Here is an 18,506-nt window from a genome sequence, read left to right as displayed (position 1 = left end):
TTCTGGACAGGGTCGCGGTACGTCTACGCACATGACCATGCTGACGGATTTTACGCTATGAGTTTCACCATTCGCTCAATGTCACATTCCGCTGTTCCATCGCACCGACAACAGCCCGAGGTGCGTACGAATGACCATGAGTTCAGCGCACCCATAAGGTCGAGTCAATGACACGTTCGTTAGTCTCTCACTCCCACTACTTCTGGCCAATGGCATTACTCGTATGCCATTGCCTGAGTTCCGGCTGTAGTCGCCAGGATACATCGCATGTTCGAGCTGGCTGGGTGTTGGCAGAAGGCAATGTATCGCTCGACGAGAAACCGCTGGACGACGCAAAGATATCGTTCGTGCCAGCTTCGTTAAAAAATCTCAAGGATCAAGAACAATGGTTTACCGCAGCCATTCTCAAAGGGCGTTTCAAGGTCGAACTCCCATTGGGTGATTACAAGGTGAGAATACAAAAATACCGGGAAGGGCCAGGCTATATCAGCATTCCAACGATTCCCAAGCAATTCAACGAAAGCACGGTCCTAACTGCCAAAGTAACAGAAGCAACGTTCAATGACTTGTCATTTAACCTCGATCAGAGCGAAGACGACTAAACCTCGTCTCAACACTACCTTGGCTCTGATTTCAAATCGGTCAACAAACAACTAAGGATACACCTATGCAAGAGAAGCCTGCCAACAAGTCAAACTCCTTCATTTCTCGACGGGACATGATTCGCGGTGCCACCGCCACCGGCGTTGCTGCCTCACTGACCGGACGGCCATACGCTGCTGGTGCGTCCAATCGACCAGGTCCCAATGAAACGATCAATATGGCTTTGATCGGTTGCGGTCATCGCGGGGTCGGCCGCGTAATGCCGGACTACATGATGTCGCTTCCAGATGTCCGGATGGTTGCCGTTTGCGATGTCAATGACGACGGCCGAATTGAGAAGGCGCAAGCTGTTGCGGGGGGAAGTCGAGTACGCAAATATCGCGATTATCGAAAACTGCTCGAGGACAAAGATATCGATGCGGTAATTGTTGCTACCAATGGCCATTGGCACGCCTTACCCACAATTCATGCCTGCCAGGCGGGAAAAGACGTGTACGTCGAGAAGCCAGCGGCGACCTCCATTGGCGAGGGCCGGGCCATGGTGGAGGCAGCGAAGAAGTATGGCCGCATAGTGCAAATCGGTACGCAACAGCGAAGTACAGAACACTATCAACGTGCCGCAGAAGTCATTAAGTCTGGCATCCTGGGAGAAATCTCGGAAGTCAAAGTGTGGGACTTCGACTACAAGTTTCCAGGCTTTGGTTCACCGCCAAACTCGAAACCACCAGAGGGATTGGACTGGGACTTCTGGGTTGGACCTTCCCCCGCCCAGCCGTACAACCCCAATAAGGTTGCCCAGCACTACTGGTTCTACGATTTCGGTAATGGCTGGGAAGTTGATTGGGGCGTGCATCACTACGACATCGTGCATTGGTTCATGCAGGTCAACGCCCCAAAAAGCGTGACTGCTATGGGAGGCAATCACGCTTTTCCACAACCATGCAACGCGCAATGGCCTGATACCTTTTCGGCCATTTGCGAGTATCCTTCTGGGGCGATCTCCAAGAATGGTTTCCTAATGCAGTATTCGAGCCGCGTCGGCAGCCGTGGCGAGAAGGTGTCACACGGAAAGTGTTTTTACGGCAGCGAGGCATCTCTAAGGATTTATCGTGGTGGTTACGAAGTGCGTGCAGAAGCAACCAAAGGCCGCGAACTTGGTGAGTTGATTGATTCATTCAACAAGACTGGTCCTAAACATGGTCAGGCTTTTGTCGATGCAATGCGTAGCCGCAAGCAACCATCCGCGAACATAGAAGTGGGGCACCACTCATCTAATCCCGGCCATCTAATGAACATCTCCTGGAAGGTCGGAAGAACCATTCAGTGGGATGCCAAGAAGGAGCAGGTCGTCGGCGATCCCGAAGCAAATTCGCTCGTGACTAAGCAGTACCGAGCACCATGGTCGCTGAAGGTGTGAAAGCCAACAGCAAGATATCGAGTTTTGACGACCGCGACCGGTTGTCGCAATGACTTCACAAAGTTCAACATCACGAAAATACGACTTGTAGAAAGATAAGGTAATTACCGTGGGAAAAGTATCTATTGGATTGAATGCGGAGTACTCGCGAAGCAGCGACAAGCCATTTGAATGGGCAGTCGAGCACGCCGCTAAGATGGGTTATAAGTTCTTTGAACCCATGGTTCATTTCGGTCGGGAACTAATGAGCGAAGCGGGGTACTTTCACACTGTCTCGCTATTCGACGATCCCTATCGAATCAAAAACGCATGCGATGAAGCCGGTTTGACGATCTCCGGGCTACAGAGCCACGGCCCCCTGGGTCGTCCCGAGGTTCACGGAGAGTACATCAAATTGGCGATTCGAACTGCAGCTGAAATTGGTGCACCTGTGGTTAACACCGACGAAGGCATCAAAGCAAAATGGACGACCGAAGAAGAAGACTTCGTTCTTATCAAATATACCCTGCAAGAGGCCGCTTTCGTCGCCGAGCGACGCAACATCAAAATCGGACTCGAGCAGCATGCACAATACTCTCAGCATCCTGAGGGGCTAGAACGAATCTATAATCTGGTAGATTCCGACGCGATTGGAATCAATTTTGATACCGGAAACGCGTATCTATGCGGCCATGATGTCTATGGCTGGCTCGACAGTGTTGTCGAGCGTCTGGTTCATCTTCACGCCAAAGACATTTCGGTCGAGCACTCTGACTCGGAACGCGGCAAGGTTACCGGTACACCGGTTGGCTGTGCCTGTGGCGAGGGAATCTTGGATTGGGAACGGATCATCAAGACGGTCCGGGATAACTGTCCTAACGACATTGTCTTCAGTGTCGAGTGTGGCACTCCGGTTCAGGCCGCTAGGAGTCTCGAGTACCTAGGGCAATTTGTTTAGCTCCATGGCTGCGACCGTAATCTGAAACTGTTTGCGGAGCAGATTGCGGATCACGAAGCCATTCGCCGACCTTGATTTGAAGTGCTTTCCATGAAAAGAAATTGTACTTTTACCTTTTGTGTCATTTCCAGTTTATTCGTGTTTATCGCTGTGTTTTCAGGCGTTGACACGTGTCGATTGAGCGCCCAGACAACCGAAGGGTTATCCTTCGGCAATCAACAGCTGGGCGAGCAATCGGCCGATGACCGTAAGCGTTTGCTCACTACGGACACCGAATCGGTTGTTTTAAAACCGAAAACGAATGACTCGGCCACAATACACATTCTGTTGCTTGTGGATGAAAAGGATCACGGTCCGGCAGGAAATGGCTTTCATGATTATCCTCTTTGGCAACGCCGCTTAGCCGCGTTGCTGAACACACCAGCGGATACTGATTCGAAAAAGGTTTCCGTAGAAATTGCCTGGACTTGGCCCAGCGATGAGCAGCTCGGCAATGCAGATGCCATTGTGGCTTACTGCTATATCGAGTGGTCCGAAAAGCGGATTGCACAACTGAAGCGATACCTGCACGACGGAGGTGGCTTGGTGTTTATTCACTCGGCAACCTGGACCAAGCCTGGCCCGGTTGCTGCCGTTGCCCAGGTGACAGGAGTCGGTGGGTTTGAGCTTTACCGACGTGGGCCTGTGCAGATGAAATTACCCGAGCCACAGCACCCAATTTGTAAAGGATTGCCAAACACGATTGAGTTGGCAGACGACGAAACTTATTGGCCGCCTGTTCCACTTTCCGACGATGCGGTTGTGTTGGCGACTTCCAGGGAAGGAAAAGGCAAGCATGGCAGTACCCCGGAGGCCGATCAACCAATTCTTTGGTGCTGCGAAAAAGGAAATGGACGGATTGTCGGCTGCGTCCCTGGGCATTGTATCGATACGTTTGACGAACCCGACTTTCGCTCGTTAATGCTTCGGTCGATCGGCTGGGTGGCGGGAGCTGACCCTGCTCGATTTGCCTCGTCATTCCCTAACCCTGATTAACTTGTGCGGTTTCCGCGCGGCTGCTTACTTGAACTAGTGCTTAGCCTGTTTGTACCTGACCTGAACGAAAATAATCCCTTAAACCGTTCTCATGCGGTTGGAGCGCAAGTCGAACCATGTTTTTCCGACGCATAATATTAACTACGATCGTCGCGATCACGATTTTAATATCTACAGAAAGCTTATCGCACGCTGAGAAAGCTACCCCAGCCCCGGCGACATCAGATGAGCTACCCCCCTGGAAAGAACAGGCAGTAACTTACGCACGCAAACTGTCTGAAGTGAAATGGATGCCCGTTGCACCGGGTATGCCCACACGAGGAGGTTATTTCGAAGAAGGCGTAGAGTATACCGGGCTCCCTTATTCAAGCGTCAAGTCGACCGGTCGCTATATCGGATTCGATATTTACCTAAAGACATTCCTGGCTGCCCTAGAGAATCCCGACAGTGTTCTCTATACGGAAAACCTCGCCGGTGAAATACCGAATGCCGAGAGTTACTACGGAACGGTTTGCTCCGCGTACACTTCTTACGCGTATCAATGCGGAATTTGGTATCTAAGCTGGTATCACGGCCCGACGCATCAACAGGGCGTTGAATTGGTAAAGCCGGCCAATGGTCAAACAGCCCAAGTTGGCGACGTGATCTTTCGACCGTCACGAGGAAAAAGTGGCTCTCACGTGCAACTCGTAACCGAGGTATTTGCCAACGACCAAGGCGTCGTTACCCACGTGCGTGTGGATGAAAGTACCTCGCCTCTTGCCAAGGCGACAAAGTATAGCGCTGAGGAGTTCAACGACCATCTCAACACAAGAGGAAGAGAGTTGTATCGAATCACCGACCCAGATGCCTGGCGTGCAGGCAATCGTGCAAACTCGTTTCAATTTCCTAATTATCAAGAAGACACAAGCACTCCCACCATTAACCGAGTCGTGCTGCTAGACCGCGGCGATTGGGTTGCCTATCAGAAAGATCAGTCCGTACGGTTCAACATTCTCGACAAGGATGATCAAGGCGTAAAGTCACTGGTCATCGAACGAGAAGGATCGGTGATCGAGAAAGTCGGCGTGACTGACAAGGGAATCGTTGAGCGCACATTCGAGCAGTGCGGGAACTACACCGCCCATTGTGTACTCGGTGACAACTCGCTGAGTCAGGAATGCGAGTTTTCTGTCTGTGATTTAGATTTTAGCCTTCCCACGAGTGGGGTGCCTGTTAGCGGAGCATGGGATCTCGACTTCCACACCTCCAATATGAATGCCGTTATCGTCTACTTCCGATGTGGAGTAAAAAGAGAACGACAACACACCATACTTATTTCGGAAGAAGACCGAACGCTCGGCAAAGTTGAGATTCCTGATGAGGTCGTACGTGAACTAGGAAACGTCGAGGTCTGGCTAATCGGCGAAAACAAATACGGACGCCTGAAAAAGAGAATGATGGTCGAAGTCAAAGATCATTCCTGAGGACCGCTTGGGCTCGGCCTCTAAGCTCTTCAAACCGCATTTGGAATTTAGTTTATGAATTGTTCATCTAGCCTGGGATCTGATTGCAATATGCGCAAACCAGCATCATTGTCTCACCTTGTCATTGCTTTCCATGCCATGGTGTTCCTGGCGTTGTCCGTGGGGACTTTGCCTGCCGATGAGCTGACACTTGGTTGGTCTAGCATCGATTTAACGCCTGATCAGCCGGTTGCCATGCGTGGAAAGATCCTTTCCGAAGGAGTCTTGGATCCCATTTACGCAACCGCGCTGGCAATAGAAAGTGGACGTGGCGAAAACTCGGAAAGAATCGTACTTGTGAGTTGCGATCTCCTCTGGATCCCCGATGGAAATCGCTACGAGGCAAACCTTCGCGATCGAGTTCGCGACTTAGTTCACCATGCCTGCCCCGAGATTCCTCACGCCAACATTATTCTCATGGCGACCCACACACATGTCGCTCCGTCAGTAAAAGCGGACGAGTCTTATGCTGAACTTGCAGCAAAGCGAATTTCATCGGCGGTAGTTCAAGCGTGGCAGAGACGTGAGCCAGGTGGAATTGGCTTTGGGCTTGGCCATGCAGCTTTGTCACACAACCGGATTGTAACCCATCGTGACGGCTCTTCACGCATGGTGGGATCCTTTCAGCAAGGCAAGACCAGCGATGACAAATTCAGTCACATCGAAGGCTTTGAAGACCATGCCGTTCAATTGCTTTTCACGGTCAACAAAACCGGCGACCTGACTGGCCTTCTGATCAACACGCCATGCCCTGCTCAAGTTCAGCGAGGAAATCTTATCAGCGCAGATTTCTGGCATGAGACACGCAATGAACTGCGGCGCCGTCTGGGCGACGATCTTTTTATCTTGCCACAAGTAAGTGCAGCCGGAGACCTGGCGACGTCGGTGATGGTGGAAACCAAGGGCGAAAAACGCATGCAAATGCTTAGCTTTCCAGATATCGAGGATACACGAGCGCTCCGGCGCCGACAAATTGCCACCCGGATTGCGGATTGTGTTTGCGATATCTTGCCGGTTGTACGCGACCAGACGGACTTCTCTCCGACAATCGCCTGTACCAAACAAATACTTCGATGGCCTCTCGGTTTTCCAACTCCCGACCCCAGTGCAGGGGACGTAGCCATTGAACTCAACGCAATACGTTTGGGAGATGTCGCCATGGTGACCAATCCTTTTGAACTGTACTGCGACTATGGCGTTCGCATCAAAGGTCGCAGCCCGGCAATCCAAACGTTCGTTGTCGAATTAGCTGGTAGCGGATCTTACTTACCAACCGCTCGGGCAGTTGAAGGAGGCGGCTACGGTGCAATTTCCAGGACTTGTCGCGTGGGACCTGCGGCAGGCGATGCGATTGTGGATGCCAGTCTGAAAATGTTGGACGAATTATGGAAGAAACAAAGGTCAAGCGAATGAACAAAACAAGTACCACAGTATGCCTTGCCTTCGTAGTATTCTTACTTGGCTTGCCGCTGGCAAATGGAGCCGATTCGCGCCCCAATGTTCTATTCATTATGGTGGACGACTTACGTCCGGAACTCGGGTGCTACGGAAGCCCGTACGTCCAATCCCCGAATATCGATTCGTTGGCGACACAAGGCCTAGTCTTTAAACGGGCCTATTGCCAGCAAGCTCACTGTCGTCCCTCTCGTTACAGTCTGTTAAGTGGCCTTCGCCCCGACTCTGCCGGCATCTGGACGAAAGAAGACGTTCGCCCGGCGCTGGCGGATACGCCGTTGCTGCCAGATTATTTTAAACAGCATGGCTATTACTGCGTCGGCATTGGCAAGATTGCCCATAACAATGAAGAAGATCCCGCTTGCTGGAGCGAACCTCACAGCATGCCTCAAAATTATCGATTTGAATATCGTACTCGAGCGGGACGTGCGATGGTCGATCAGATGCAACGGCAAGCTAGTGAGGCTGGACTTCCTAATCCCTTTGAAGGCGTATCGGAATCAAAACGTCGCGGAATGCCATACGAGTGCCTGGACGTCGCCGACAATGAACTTTCCGATGGGCAGATTGCAGATGAAGCGATTGCCGCACTGAAGCGGCTTCAAGATCGGCCTTTTTTTCTTGGTCTCGGATTTCTACGACCTCATTTGCCATTTGTGGCGCCGAGACACTATTGGGATCTCTACGACCCAGAGCAACTTCCTACAGTAGACCCAACGGCTGCCCATGATGGCATCCCCAAACTTTCTTCTGCGAACTCCAGTGAGCTGAGAAAGCAGTATCGGAACGTACCTGCCGAGGGTAACTTACCCGATGAGCTTAACCGGAATCTTTGGCACGGGTACTTAGCCAGCGTTAGCTATGTCGATGCGCAAATAGGCCGCGTCCTCGATACCCTCAATCGTCTGGGGCTCGCTGACAATACGATTGTGGTAATCGCGGGAGACCATGGGTTTTCTTTGGGAGAACTCGGACTATGGGGCAAGGCGACCAACTTCGAATCCGCAACCCGAACCACGCTGATCATCTATTCACCTGGCATGAAAGCATCGAGCGAGTCTACGGAATCCTTAGTAGAACTCGTCGGTCTCTATCCCACACTATGCGATCTCGCACGAATCCCAAAGCCGAATCACCTCCAGGGCAAAAGCTTCTCGACGTTGCTTGACGTTCCAGATCGAGCAACAAGCGACTGTGCAATAAGCCAATACGGACGTGGCGATAATATGGGGCGATCCATCCGGACCGAACGGTATCGTCTTGTCGAATGGCGACACCGAGAAAGCGGTAAATTAGTCGGTCGTGAACTCTATGATCATGAAAACGATCCAAATGAGACGACGAATTTATGCGAGTCTACCGAACACAACGGCACGCGAGATTCCCTACCCGAAAAGCTTCACGAAGTAACTCCTCACCGCCGTGCCGGCGATCAGTAACGTTGAATTTCCTCCTTCTATGCACTTTCGCAGCGACGAGGTGTTCTGAACATGGTAAAAAGTCGGTCCCCAAGAAGTAAATCGAACAAAGCACTCTGGGATCGGAAACCATGAGATCACCTTCCTCGCACGAATCGTGCACCCGGCGAGACGTGTTGAAACAAGCTGCATTCGGGAGTCTTGCCGTCGCAGCGACCGGCATGAGTAGCGTGCTTGCTGTTAATCAGAAGAGTCCACCGCTTCGAGTGATCTCCTACAACGTCTACAACTGCACGGGCTGGCCAAAGGATCGGGCGTTAGCAAACAAGGCAACCAACTTGGGACAAATGCCTGATCGCTTCGCTCACGAACTTGCTCTCTACGAGCCAGACATCATTAACTTCTCTGAGTCACCTAGTGAAGACATGGTAAAGGAAATCGCCAACCGGCTCGGCATGAACTACGTCCGCTTCCCCAGTGGAGGCAATTGGCCCGGCACGCTGCTTAGCCGTTTCGAGATCGTCGAGCCGAAGAACGTCCCAATGGTCGAAGGCGAACGGCCCCATGACCTGTTCACTCGGCATTGGGGGCAGGCCACGATCAAACTACCCAATGGTGAACCACTAATCGTCCACTCGGCTCATCTGCACCCCAGCGTTGAGCCAGATATTCGACTTCGAGAGATTCCGCTGATGTTGAAGTCTATGAAGCGAGACTTCAATGTCGGGCAATCAATGCTACTTATCGGTGATCTCAACCACACCCCAGACACCAAGGAGTACAAGCTCTGGGTCGATGCTGGTTGGACGGACACCTTTGCTAAGGTCGGCAAAGGCGATGGGATGACGATCAAGGCAGACAAACCGCAGCGGCGAATCGATTACGTGATGGCCGCTGGTCCGATTGCAAAGCAAATTGAGGAATCGCGACCATTATTCGAGGGAGCCTTCCGCACGAACATCGAAGACCCAAAATCCTTTGCTCTCAGCGATCACCTACCGCAGTTGGCCGTATTTGAGTAAGCCATTCAAGCTTTAAGTGGCGAGCTGCTATAGGTCCAACTTATTCGACTTTGAAACCAGAACATGGGCAGGCAGGAACGGAATCTCCTGACCAGTGGGTTATTTGGGAGATTATCTATCTGAATCAATCAAATGTGATTGGACAAAGCAGACGCGAGGAGCCGCAAAAGCAGTCGATTTTGGCCCGATCGCGGAAAGCTAACGATTATTAGGTTGTCGTAAATGGCTAAAGACAGAGGAGACCAATACCAATGGGGAAGAGGCTCTCTATCTCGCAGTAATCGATGAAGATGACTGCGTTGTTTACATGCGGACTGACAGCGAATTACTGGTCGCTTCCGAGTAATATGACCTCAATGACTAAGCGTTTTGCATATTGCAATGATGAAACCAACGCTGTGGCCGATTTTGTGCTAACCCGTCAGCCCCGCGAAATAGGCTGGCCAGTTTAGATGCTCGCGGCCGGCTGCCTGGCGGAAGTGGCTTTCGTTGTCCAGCTTTCCTTGGCGAATGCCTTCGTAGATTCCGGCAATGACCGTTCCCAGAAATTCTCCCAGTTCGGACTGGCGTTCTTCCTGGTATTGCTGAACGGTCATGTTCCGAAATTTCAGATCGGTGCCAAACGCATCGTTGATCAACTTCGTCAATTGCTTTTGAGTTATGGCCTGACCGTGTAGGTTGTAAGTCTGACCGTCGTGCTTCGACTGGGTCAACATGCAAGCGTAGGCATAGGCCAGCTCCTGACGCGTTGTGTAGCCCGCCTTACTCTCTCCAGCACAATTGGCAATCTCACCACGCGTTTTGTACGTTTCGATGTAATCGATGTCCGGCTCAATGTAGAGACCATTGCGCCCGATCACCCACGTTAGGCCACTAGCACGGATGTCTGCTTCGGTTTGCCGATTGCTTTGCACAATTGGGGAGAAAGCCGTACCGGTGTCCGCCCCTTGAATGCTCGTGTAAACGATCTTGCGAACGCCTGCCTCCTTGGCTGCCTCGATCACGTTACGATGTTGATCAATCCGCTTCTCAGGTGCATCCATCCCTGAGACCAGCAGCATGCTGTTGACGCCGGCGAGCGACTCTGCCAGTTCGCGGCGATGTGTATAGTCGCCGGCGCGGATCTCTACCCCCAGCGAGACAGCTTTGCTGGGAGTCCGCGCCAGTCCTACGACATTGTCCTGACCAACAACTTCGCTGACCGCTCGAACAATCGCGGAACCAAGGTTACCACTGGCCGCCGTCACGGCAATGAGTTCAGAAGACTTCATATCAGCAATGCTTCCACCTTAAGTATTCGTACTGGGAATTACGCGAGCACCTGCTCTAACTACTTAGAACCAGATGTCGCTCAAACGTCCTGACTCCAAATCATTGGCGTAGCTCAAGTAGTAATTCCGATTCGGGGCATTGTATTCCCGCGCTGCGAGACCACGTAGTGCCGCAATCTTCACCTGTCGGGCAAGCTTTCGGTCAGCGTCATCCAACCACTTAACATGGTCGGAAAGCTCCAAGGCCCACTGGTAGTCTTGCTTCTCTAATACGACCTGCATCTGCTCGGTAAGCCTCTGCGTTCCCCCGGCAAGCTCGGCCATTTTTTCTGCTTGCTGTTTGGGGGCCAGCGGATTAAGCGTCGTGGGATTGCCATCGTACCATCCCAACAACCCCGAATAGATGGCCCGAACCGCATGCGGTACGCTGCCATAGAACTGAATCAGGTACGGCTTATCTTTCAGATGCTCCGGCAACTTGACTTCATGCGCGATCTGACCTGGACTTTTGCCAGCATTGATTCCAAGGATCGTCTGGTCGTAAACACTTCGAATCGCTTCGCTATAGTCCTTAAGCGCCGTCGTGGATGCTTCCTCACCTCGGATTGGCATCGTGTGTCCCGGCACAAGCACATTCGGCCGAAACTCTGCCATCTCCGCGACACTTTCCGACCAGGTCAGTACATCCCGATAAGGCGTCCCTCGAATTGCGTACAAATTAGGGAACGAATGATAAAAGTTGTCGCCAGAGAACAGCACCTTTTCGCTGGGTAGCCAGATGAACATTGCATCATCCGTTTCGCCCGGAGCAATGTGGAACTCGATGTCGACGCCTGCAATGGTGGTCTTGAGACCACTGCCAGGTACCGTAACGGTCGGTGACAAATACCCTTTTCCACCATCGTGGTCGGTGGTCGAAGCCGGTGCGACACCACGATTGGTACTTTCAGCCGGCGAAAGGTTTCGCCCAAACTGACGTGCCCCTCGTTTCATCCCGATAGGACCGACGGCCTTATTCAATCCCGTGGCCGAGCCAAACCCCTTGGTGGCATAAATATCTGGTTTCTCGCTACCGACAAACGCACTCGCCCCACCGGTATGGTCGCCATGGCTGTGCGTGTAAACAATCGCTTTGACCGGTTTATCGCTGTACTTCCGAAATGCTTCCGCCGCTTTTGCGGCACTGGCTGGCCCACGGAGGGTGTCGATGATGATAACACCATCGGTGCCCACAATCATCGACGTGTTGGCCCCATGGTACCCCACGGCCGTATAGATGTTGTCGGCTACCTGCACGATCGCTTGTTCAAACTGATGCTGCTGAGAATTCAGCATTCGGATCGCGGTCTTCGGATCGACCTGCGTCTGCCCGCTGACAGCACCAGCAAGCCAAGTAAATGATAAAAGTAAGGCGAATGTTTTCGTCGGCGTACTCATGAGCGTATGTCTTTTCCAGAAAGTGCAATGCTTTTGACCCTTTGCGAGACGAACCGGCACAACGATGGGTCGACCAGCCCGACACTCAAATCTTAGGGAGAGAACTAAGGCGAGCCATGGTGGATGCCAGCATTCGAATGGTCAAAAGCGGACAGACGGTGGGATAAGCGACGATTGACCGCAGCAAAATTCACTTCTGCCACTGACGGCGAAAGACATCCGGCGTGCTACCGGCTAACCGTTGAAAGAACTTGACGAAGTTAGTCGCCTCGGTGAATCCCAGGCACTTGCCAATCTCCAAGGCACTATCCTGAGTGAATGCCAGCAAACGTCGCGATTCAATGGCAACTCGGCGGTCGATCATCGTCTTGGGCGTCTCGCCGCTTGCTTCCTTGCAGATACGGCACAAGTTCCGATACGAACAATCCAGCCGCCTGGCATACCACTGGGCATCGCGCCGCGTCGCATAAAACTCTTCGACAATCGTAAGAAAAGCGAAAAACAACGGCTGAGGAGGGCTTTGGTAAAGCGGGCTACTCGAAACGGCCGTGCGATAGGCAAGCGATGCCAGCCCAATCGCAACGTGCCTGGCCGCTTCGGGATGATCCCATATCCCCTGAGAGCAATGCTGCTTGGTTAGAAAACTAACCGTAGCCGTCACGAATTCAAGCGAAGGCTTATCAAGCTTCGTTGCAGGTGGCCAAAGGTATTCTGCCGGCGGCTGCGTTCCTGAGTCAGGGCCATAGAATTCAACCGGCAAGACCTCAGGCCGAAAGATGAGCAGGGTCGCTTCCGTGTCAATGTCACTGGCAAACGCATGCACCTGGTTCGGACTGATATGGATCAGCGTACCGCGGCGACAGTCGTGCATCTCGAAATCGACCATGTGAGCCCCGACGCCATTTTCGCAGAGGATCAACATATGAAAGTCGAGCCGCTGCGGCTCGGCCAAGCCAGGCCGCAGATCTCTCTCTCGCAACTGCCGCAAGGTCACAAGCTGAAAGCCGCTCTTAACATCCCGGCTCCAAAACACGCTACGAATTCGAGCCAACCAACCTTCCTCCACGAGAACTGAACAAGCCTAGCCATCGATCAATTAACCAACCGCTAAAGACTTGTTCTAATTCGTGCCAAACCTGATTGCCAGTACTGGCCAGTTGCACGTTGGCAAGTCAGTTGGATTCACCACGCATTGGTCGGGGGTTATACCTTCTAAAGTGCTTCATTAGTCAATCAAGTATTTGTGGCAGGCTGATTCGTCTACCTCGATGCGCAGGCATAACGCCTTTCTCGCGCATCGAGGTGCGAGAAAGGCGTTGCAGGGAAGCTTCGTGTCATCCAATTCGAGATGCACGGAAGCGATTCTAGTTGAACGCCGGTTTCTAGGGCTCAACAGCGCCGCCATCTTGGTTGCTGCCTTTTCCCTTGCCGAAACTACCACCGCTGCCCTGTCCTAGACCTGGCGGCTTCGCTAAGACGGTCGTCGTTATGCCCGGCAAGACTGCTCTGCCGGCGAGTAAGGTCGCCAGGAATTGACGTCGCTGAGAAACTATTCGATGCACATTAAGAGTTGACGACTAAGTCGGCTCAACGTTCGGTAGACGCCTCCGGTGACTTGCCAGTGTCCGAGGCGATGGCCTTCATCGATTGCTCGCCAGAACAGGCATTCAGAACCAAACGGCGTCTCTGATCAGGGAGCTTCTCAACGCAGCCTTCAAAGGCCCGAAGCTGATCTTGCTGGGCAGCCGGTTCCTCCAGCCCTTCATCGGAAATCAATTGCTCAACATCTTCTTCCAGTACAACCCGGTCTCGGGCTTTGACTCGCCGGTATCTCAAGACCTCAATTCCCACCGCAACTGTTGATCTGGATCTATGTGGCCGCCAGAGTGCATGTCACGGTAGAACTTCCTCCCCGGTTGGCCGACCCCCAACCGAGATAGTGATCGTCACTACGACTACCATCTAAAAGCTGGTAGCGGTTCTCGCCGACGAGGAACGTATTGGAAGATACATCGCTGATTCTGGCGAAATTGGTTCGTGAATTCTGAAAGAGAACTCCGTTGAAGTAAAAGCGTCTGCTATGGTTGCTCGATTGGCAGTTGGCAAGGTCACTAGCGCCATCCCCATATAGCCCTCATTTTTCCTGTCAGCGATCTTTCTTCCTAGCCAAGAGCTTTATGCCTGAAAATCAGTGGGATCGCGTGTATGAAAGTGGATTTTACCGACCAAAATCAGACACGAATGCGTTTTGTGGCCTTTAGGCGTGAAAAGGCCTATCACCCAAACCCGATAAAAAAGGCCGCTTGCGATTTCTCACAAGCGGCCTGAAAGTGGAGGCGGCGGGCGGGAAACTCCTTCTGAAAATCGGCATCGCAACGCCATGCGATTAAGACACTTACATAAACAGGTATTCTTGCTGCCAGGGTCGAAAAGGGCCAAAATCAGACACGATTTCAGACATATCAGACACGCATAGCTATGAGTGGTTGTATTCTGAATTCGCATTTCACGAAAATGACATAAGTGGATAATCATAGGACCTGCGGAATCAACAGGCAAAATGCTGAAAAACGCCTTACTCCCGAACGTGATTGAAAACGGGCATGCGATTGATACCCACGGTTTGGATGCAAGAGGAATCAAAAGACAATATTCCTCTCAGGCTGTTCACGGAATTCTCTGCTTCTCGTCCACCGAATCTCTTAGTGGCTCAAGCTGTTCCGAAAGCCACTCAGCTACTTTAGTTTCCAGTAGTTCTTAGCCTTCGCTTGACTGATCTACCTTCGTCGCCTGTCGGTCGACTACGAGGCCGCCACCAGTTTCAGTCAAGCCATCCTGCAACTGGACATGATCCGATTGATAGTGAGAAGACTGGCCAAATGAGGCTGCTCAGGCAGGTTCTAAATGGAAAATGGAAGTCGTCAACTTATTGCAGAATGTCGGCGGACGTGGCATCCTCCCTCAGATATTTTTCCCAAGAATATCGTCACCTCTGTCGGGTAAAGTTGTCGGATCGCGATTGTACCTTCGACAAGCCCGTATATTTTGTTGAAGGTGTCGTCTTATGTTTTGCAACTTCTTGGATTTCAATGCTTCCTCTCAAGCCTCGCCACGCCGTCGACTGGCCCGAAAACGGGGGCGACTGGAGACATTGGAATCGCGATGGCCCCTCTCGGTGAGTCCGATCTACGCTGACGTTTCGATCGATGACTCCTATGTTTCGTACGAATCTGGAATCGTTCTCGACGATGTCCTGTATTTTTCAGGCGAGACGCGACACGACCAAATTGGGCAGGAGTTCATGAAATACGATCCCAGTGCCAACGGGGGTCTGGGGCAAGCGTCACCGATTGCCGACATCAATTTGGGTTCTGGCGATGGCTCGAATACCTCTAACTTCAGTTCAAATCCCAGCAACTTTGTCACCATGAATGGCAAGGTTTACTTCACGGCAGAAACCTTTGATTCGTGGATCGACGTTTACGAGTACGACCCCGCCGCAAACGAAGGGGCCGGCCAACTCCGCCGGGTTTACGACCTGCCGACGACATTCACATTTGATGAGATGGAAGCGCTCAGCGGCAAGCTGTATTTCTCGGGCGACGACGGAGAACATGGCTACGAACTCTGGGAGCTTGATCTTACTAGCGAAGGAGGCATTCCAAGCGTTCGAATGTTAGCCGATTTCTTCGTGGGAACGAGCGGTTCGGTTCCGATGATGCTGACCGCACACAACAGCAAGCTCTACTACATGGCTAAAAACGATTCCATCGGTTACGCCATGTGGAGCTTTAATCCTGCTGACGACGGCGGACAGGGTACCATCGCCTTCGAGGTGGACGTGACTCAAACTCACCACCCTCCTAACCAGGAGTATCTGGTCAATGAAGAAATGGTGGTCATCGACGACACCCTCTACTTCCGAGAAAAACATGGCAGCGATGCCAATGAGGTGTGGGCTTACAACACCAACACTCAAACGGCACGCGTGATTGATATCCGGGAGGGCCATTACGGATCGGAACCGCAATACTTCACGGTCCTCAATGACCGGCTCTATGTGACGGCCAAGAAAGGGACTCAATTTGAACTGTGGCAATTCGATCCCCACGTCGGCGAACATGGCACGCTAACACTACTCACCGATGCCAATGGCTTCAGGCCTGAAGACACCTATGCCTATAACGGTCGGCTCTATTTCAATGTCGGGACCGATAGCGGAGATGATTTGTGGGAGTACGTCCCTGGTCCCGCTGGCTCGGTCGGGGAAACAAATCTGGTATTCGACTTTTCTTCCTATTTCAATGGTCCCTCGACCTTTATCGAACTGGATGGACTCTTGTATTTCGATGCGTATGTGCTTGAACTGGGGAACCCGAATTACGGCTATTTCCTGCACCGCTTCGACCCGAACCCTCCGCCGCAAACGATGTCAGATACATACCTTGTCGCCGAAGATTCTTCGCTGGCAGTGACGACCGGGGGCGTCCTCGATAATGACTCCGATCCGGACGGAGCCACCCTCACGGTTACGCTGGAAACGCTGCCGCAATTTGGGGTCGTGCAACTGAACGAAGACGGGACATTCACCTACACCCCCCACGAGAATTTTTCCGGGACCGATACCTTTACGTATCTTGCCAGTGATGGAGGAACGGGCCAAGCGATCGGGCATGTGACCATTACCGTCGAACCGACACCCGATGCCGCCGTCATTGCAGGAGACCTCTCGGCGACGATCACCGAAGACCACGGCACGCTCCAGGCCGGTCAACTCACCGTGACCGATCCTGACGAAGGTGAATCGGAGTTCCAACCTCAGACCGATGTTCCTGCCGAGTATGGTATATTTCAATTGGAAGCCAACGGCGATTGGACTTATCAGCTAGATCCAGAAAAGGTTCAACACCTGAACCTGGGCGACACCGCAAGCGAAACACATCTGGTCCGTGCGCAGGATGGAACCGCTCATGAACTCACCATAAACATTCAAGGTGCAAACGATGCCCCGACGGTTGCCTTCGATTCGATTAGCGAAGCCCCGGTGGTCGGTCAACCGATTGATGTCATGGTTTTGGCTGACGATGTAGACAACGCGAACGAAACGTTGACTTATACCCTTGAAGTATTCCAGGGCGATAACCCCCAGCCGATCGAAGTGCAAAGTGGTACGCATCAGACCCAATGGTCGGTGGTCACTCAAATCACGGGAGTATATACGTTATCCTTGACCGTGACCGATGCCAACAACGAATCGTCCACGGTGCAGAAAACCATTATTGTCGGCAACAGTTCCTCGCTTGATTTTCTCTTCACCACCGATGCCTCTCTGCCTGGAGCGATCAATAGCGAAGTCACCGCTCCCTCAGGCATGTTTCACGAGTGGGAAGATGCGACCGGGCAAATTTGGTTTACCCTAGGTAACGACCTTCCCCCTCGTCCCATCGATGTCGAATTTCAAATCACCTCGACAGCGAATCGGTTCCTCGCTCCCCATCTAATCAACGCCCTGGGCGAGGATCGACCATGGGTGCATAGCCAGGAAGACACCACAATTACTTCGACCGCGACACTGCAAAATGTCGATCTGTCCGAGTACCAACCAGGCGACCGTGTCCTGTTGGCGACGGTTATCTTTTCTCAGAACCTGGAAAACGTGGCCGGCATGCGGGTCGACGTGGAAGGACAATACATTACCCCCGCCAACACGCATGGTGTTCAGCTTGAAAATGCTCGAATTCTGGATACCAATCGTGCCATTGCCGTACAAGAAGAAGTGCCTGGCAACTTTGGACCGGTCATCTACGATACGAATGACGATGGCAAGATCGGTCTCAGGGACTTCGCCGATTTTATCCGTGAGTATGGAAAGTCGGTCGGCCCAGAGAACGGGGCTGCCTATCGTTTCGACTTCAATCGTGACGGAAAGGTGGGCCTCACCGATTTTGCCTACTTCATCCGTAACTATGGTGCTCGCAAAGCCGAGACCTCGAATCTTTCGTTTCCAGAATCTTACCTCGATGTCCCTGAGTCCGAGCCAGAACCACCATCGGTAACACTAGAAGGGGAGTTCCCTGTCACAAGCTTTGTAGAATCCCCGCAAGTCCTCCTCAGTGACTGGGATTCGGACTTCCTGAAACGTGAGGAAACGGCGAAGACGGCTCGTGACTCAATTCAAGAGAACACAGCGCCAGTCCAACCGCTTATGGCCAACCGAACGGAAGAGGAACTTCGCATCCTGGATGCTGTGTTCCAACAAATAGACAGCGATCGAGACCTTTCCGCTACGGCTGCCGATGATCACGCACCCGATCTACGCTCCCAAAGGATCGAGCGATGAAATGCTGAAGATTGGTGGGCGTCTGGTCGCCTAGTTCTTCGGCCAACTGCCAGCCATTCTTCCGCT

General features: G+C 52.3%; 13 protein-coding genes. 9 read left to right on the top strand and 4 right to left on the bottom strand.

Annotated features, from left to right (window positions below; all coding sequences use genetic code 11):
• Positions 1 to 167: 167 nt before the first annotated feature.
• The 8 genes from HOV93_RS06135 to HOV93_RS06100 all read left to right on the top strand — a co-directional run bounded on the left by HOV93_RS06135 (position 168) and on the right by HOV93_RS06100 (position 9,392).
• A complete protein-coding gene (locus tag HOV93_RS06135) occupies positions 168 to 602 on the top strand; it encodes a hypothetical protein (protein WP_207395604.1) in 435 nt (144 codons plus the stop codon).
• Positions 603 to 667: 65 nt separating this feature from the next.
• Positions 668 to 2,020, top strand: coding sequence for a Gfo/Idh/MocA family protein (locus HOV93_RS06130; protein ID WP_207395603.1), 1,353 nt, complete (start codon positions 668 to 670; stop codon positions 2,018 to 2,020).
• A gap of 109 nt (positions 2,021 to 2,129) precedes the next feature.
• On the top strand, positions 2,130 to 2,957 hold the full coding sequence (locus tag HOV93_RS06125; protein ID WP_207395602.1) for a sugar phosphate isomerase/epimerase family protein: 828 nt from the start codon (positions 2,130 to 2,132) through the stop codon (positions 2,955 to 2,957).
• Between the two features lie 90 nt (positions 2,958 to 3,047).
• Entirely contained in the window at positions 3,048 to 3,992 is a 945-nt protein-coding gene (locus HOV93_RS06120; RefSeq protein ID WP_207395601.1) for a ThuA domain-containing protein, read from the top strand.
• A gap of 290 nt (positions 3,993 to 4,282) precedes the next feature.
• Positions 4,283 to 5,458, top strand: coding sequence for a C40 family peptidase (locus HOV93_RS06115; protein ID WP_235989885.1), 1,176 nt, complete (start codon positions 4,283 to 4,285; stop codon positions 5,456 to 5,458).
• A 90-nt stretch (positions 5,459 to 5,548) separates the two neighbouring features.
• Positions 5,549 to 6,910: a hypothetical protein gene (locus HOV93_RS06110; RefSeq protein WP_207395600.1), complete on the top strand. Its 1,362-nt coding sequence runs from the start codon at positions 5,549 to 5,551 to the stop codon at positions 6,908 to 6,910.
• Positions 6,907 to 8,391: a sulfatase gene (locus tag HOV93_RS06105; protein WP_207395599.1), complete on the top strand. Its 1,485-nt coding sequence runs from the start codon at positions 6,907 to 6,909 to the stop codon at positions 8,389 to 8,391. Before HOV93_RS06110 ends, HOV93_RS06105 begins: the two co-directional genes overlap by 4 nt.
• Before the next feature lie 110 nt (positions 8,392 to 8,501).
• Positions 8,502 to 9,392: an endonuclease/exonuclease/phosphatase family protein gene (locus tag HOV93_RS06100; RefSeq protein ID WP_207395598.1), complete on the top strand. Its 891-nt coding sequence runs from the start codon at positions 8,502 to 8,504 to the stop codon at positions 9,390 to 9,392.
• 413 nt (positions 9,393 to 9,805) lie between these two features.
• Here the strand turns inward: HOV93_RS06100 and HOV93_RS06095 are convergent, their stop codons facing one another.
• The 4 genes from HOV93_RS06095 to HOV93_RS06080 form a co-directional block, all read right to left on the bottom strand.
• On the bottom strand, positions 9,806 to 10,663 hold the full coding sequence (locus HOV93_RS06095; protein ID WP_207395597.1) for an SDR family oxidoreductase: 858 nt from the start codon (positions 10,661 to 10,663) through the stop codon (positions 9,806 to 9,808).
• A 63-nt stretch (positions 10,664 to 10,726) separates the two neighbouring features.
• Positions 10,727 to 12,100, bottom strand: coding sequence for an alkyl/aryl-sulfatase (locus HOV93_RS06090; protein WP_207395596.1), 1,374 nt, complete (start codon positions 12,098 to 12,100; stop codon positions 10,727 to 10,729).
• A 190-nt stretch (positions 12,101 to 12,290) separates the two neighbouring features.
• Entirely contained in the window at positions 12,291 to 13,151 is an 861-nt protein-coding gene (locus HOV93_RS06085) for an AraC family transcriptional regulator (RefSeq protein WP_207395595.1), read from the bottom strand.
• A gap of 536 nt (positions 13,152 to 13,687) precedes the next feature.
• Positions 13,688 to 13,936: a hypothetical protein gene (locus HOV93_RS06080; protein WP_207395594.1), complete on the bottom strand. Its 249-nt coding sequence runs from the start codon at positions 13,934 to 13,936 to the stop codon at positions 13,688 to 13,690.
• Between the two features lie 1,228 nt (positions 13,937 to 15,164).
• On the opposite strand from HOV93_RS06080, the gene HOV93_RS06075 reads away from it, so the two are divergent.
• Positions 15,165 to 18,440, top strand: coding sequence for a VCBS domain-containing protein (locus HOV93_RS06075; RefSeq protein WP_207395593.1), 3,276 nt, complete (start codon positions 15,165 to 15,167; stop codon positions 18,438 to 18,440).
• Positions 18,441 to 18,506: the final 66 nt, after the last annotated feature.

It is taken from the genome of Bremerella alba, assembly GCF_013618625.1.
Taxonomy (GTDB): domain Bacteria; phylum Planctomycetota; class Planctomycetia; order Pirellulales; family Pirellulaceae; genus Bremerella; species Bremerella alba.
This window is presented reverse-complemented; position numbering and strand designations above follow the sequence as displayed.

Bases quoted from the DNA above. Each gene is read 5' to 3' on its own strand.
- HOV93_RS06135 (WP_207395604.1), top strand. From the start codon at position 168: ATGACACGTTCGTTAGTCTCTCACTCCCACTACTTCTGGCCAATGGCA.
- HOV93_RS06095 (WP_207395597.1), bottom strand. From the start codon at position 10,663: ATGAAGTCTTCTGAACTCATTGCCGTGACGGCGGCCAGTGGTAACCTT.
- HOV93_RS06105 (WP_207395599.1), top strand. From the start codon at position 6,907: ATGAACAAAACAAGTACCACAGTATGCCTTGCCTTCGTAGTATTCTTA.
- HOV93_RS06075 (WP_207395593.1), top strand. From the start codon at position 15,165: ATGTTTTGCAACTTCTTGGATTTCAATGCTTCCTCTCAAGCCTCGCCA.
- HOV93_RS06110 (WP_207395600.1), top strand. From the start codon at position 5,549: ATGCGCAAACCAGCATCATTGTCTCACCTTGTCATTGCTTTCCATGCC.
- HOV93_RS06120 (WP_207395601.1), top strand. From the start codon at position 3,048: ATGAAAAGAAATTGTACTTTTACCTTTTGTGTCATTTCCAGTTTATTC.
- HOV93_RS06130 (WP_207395603.1), top strand. From the start codon at position 668: ATGCAAGAGAAGCCTGCCAACAAGTCAAACTCCTTCATTTCTCGACGG.
- HOV93_RS06100 (WP_207395598.1), top strand. From the start codon at position 8,502: ATGAGATCACCTTCCTCGCACGAATCGTGCACCCGGCGAGACGTGTTG.
- HOV93_RS06115 (WP_235989885.1), top strand. From the start codon at position 4,283: ATGCCCGTTGCACCGGGTATGCCCACACGAGGAGGTTATTTCGAAGAA.
- HOV93_RS06090 (WP_207395596.1), bottom strand. From the start codon at position 12,100: ATGAGTACGCCGACGAAAACATTCGCCTTACTTTTATCATTTACTTGG.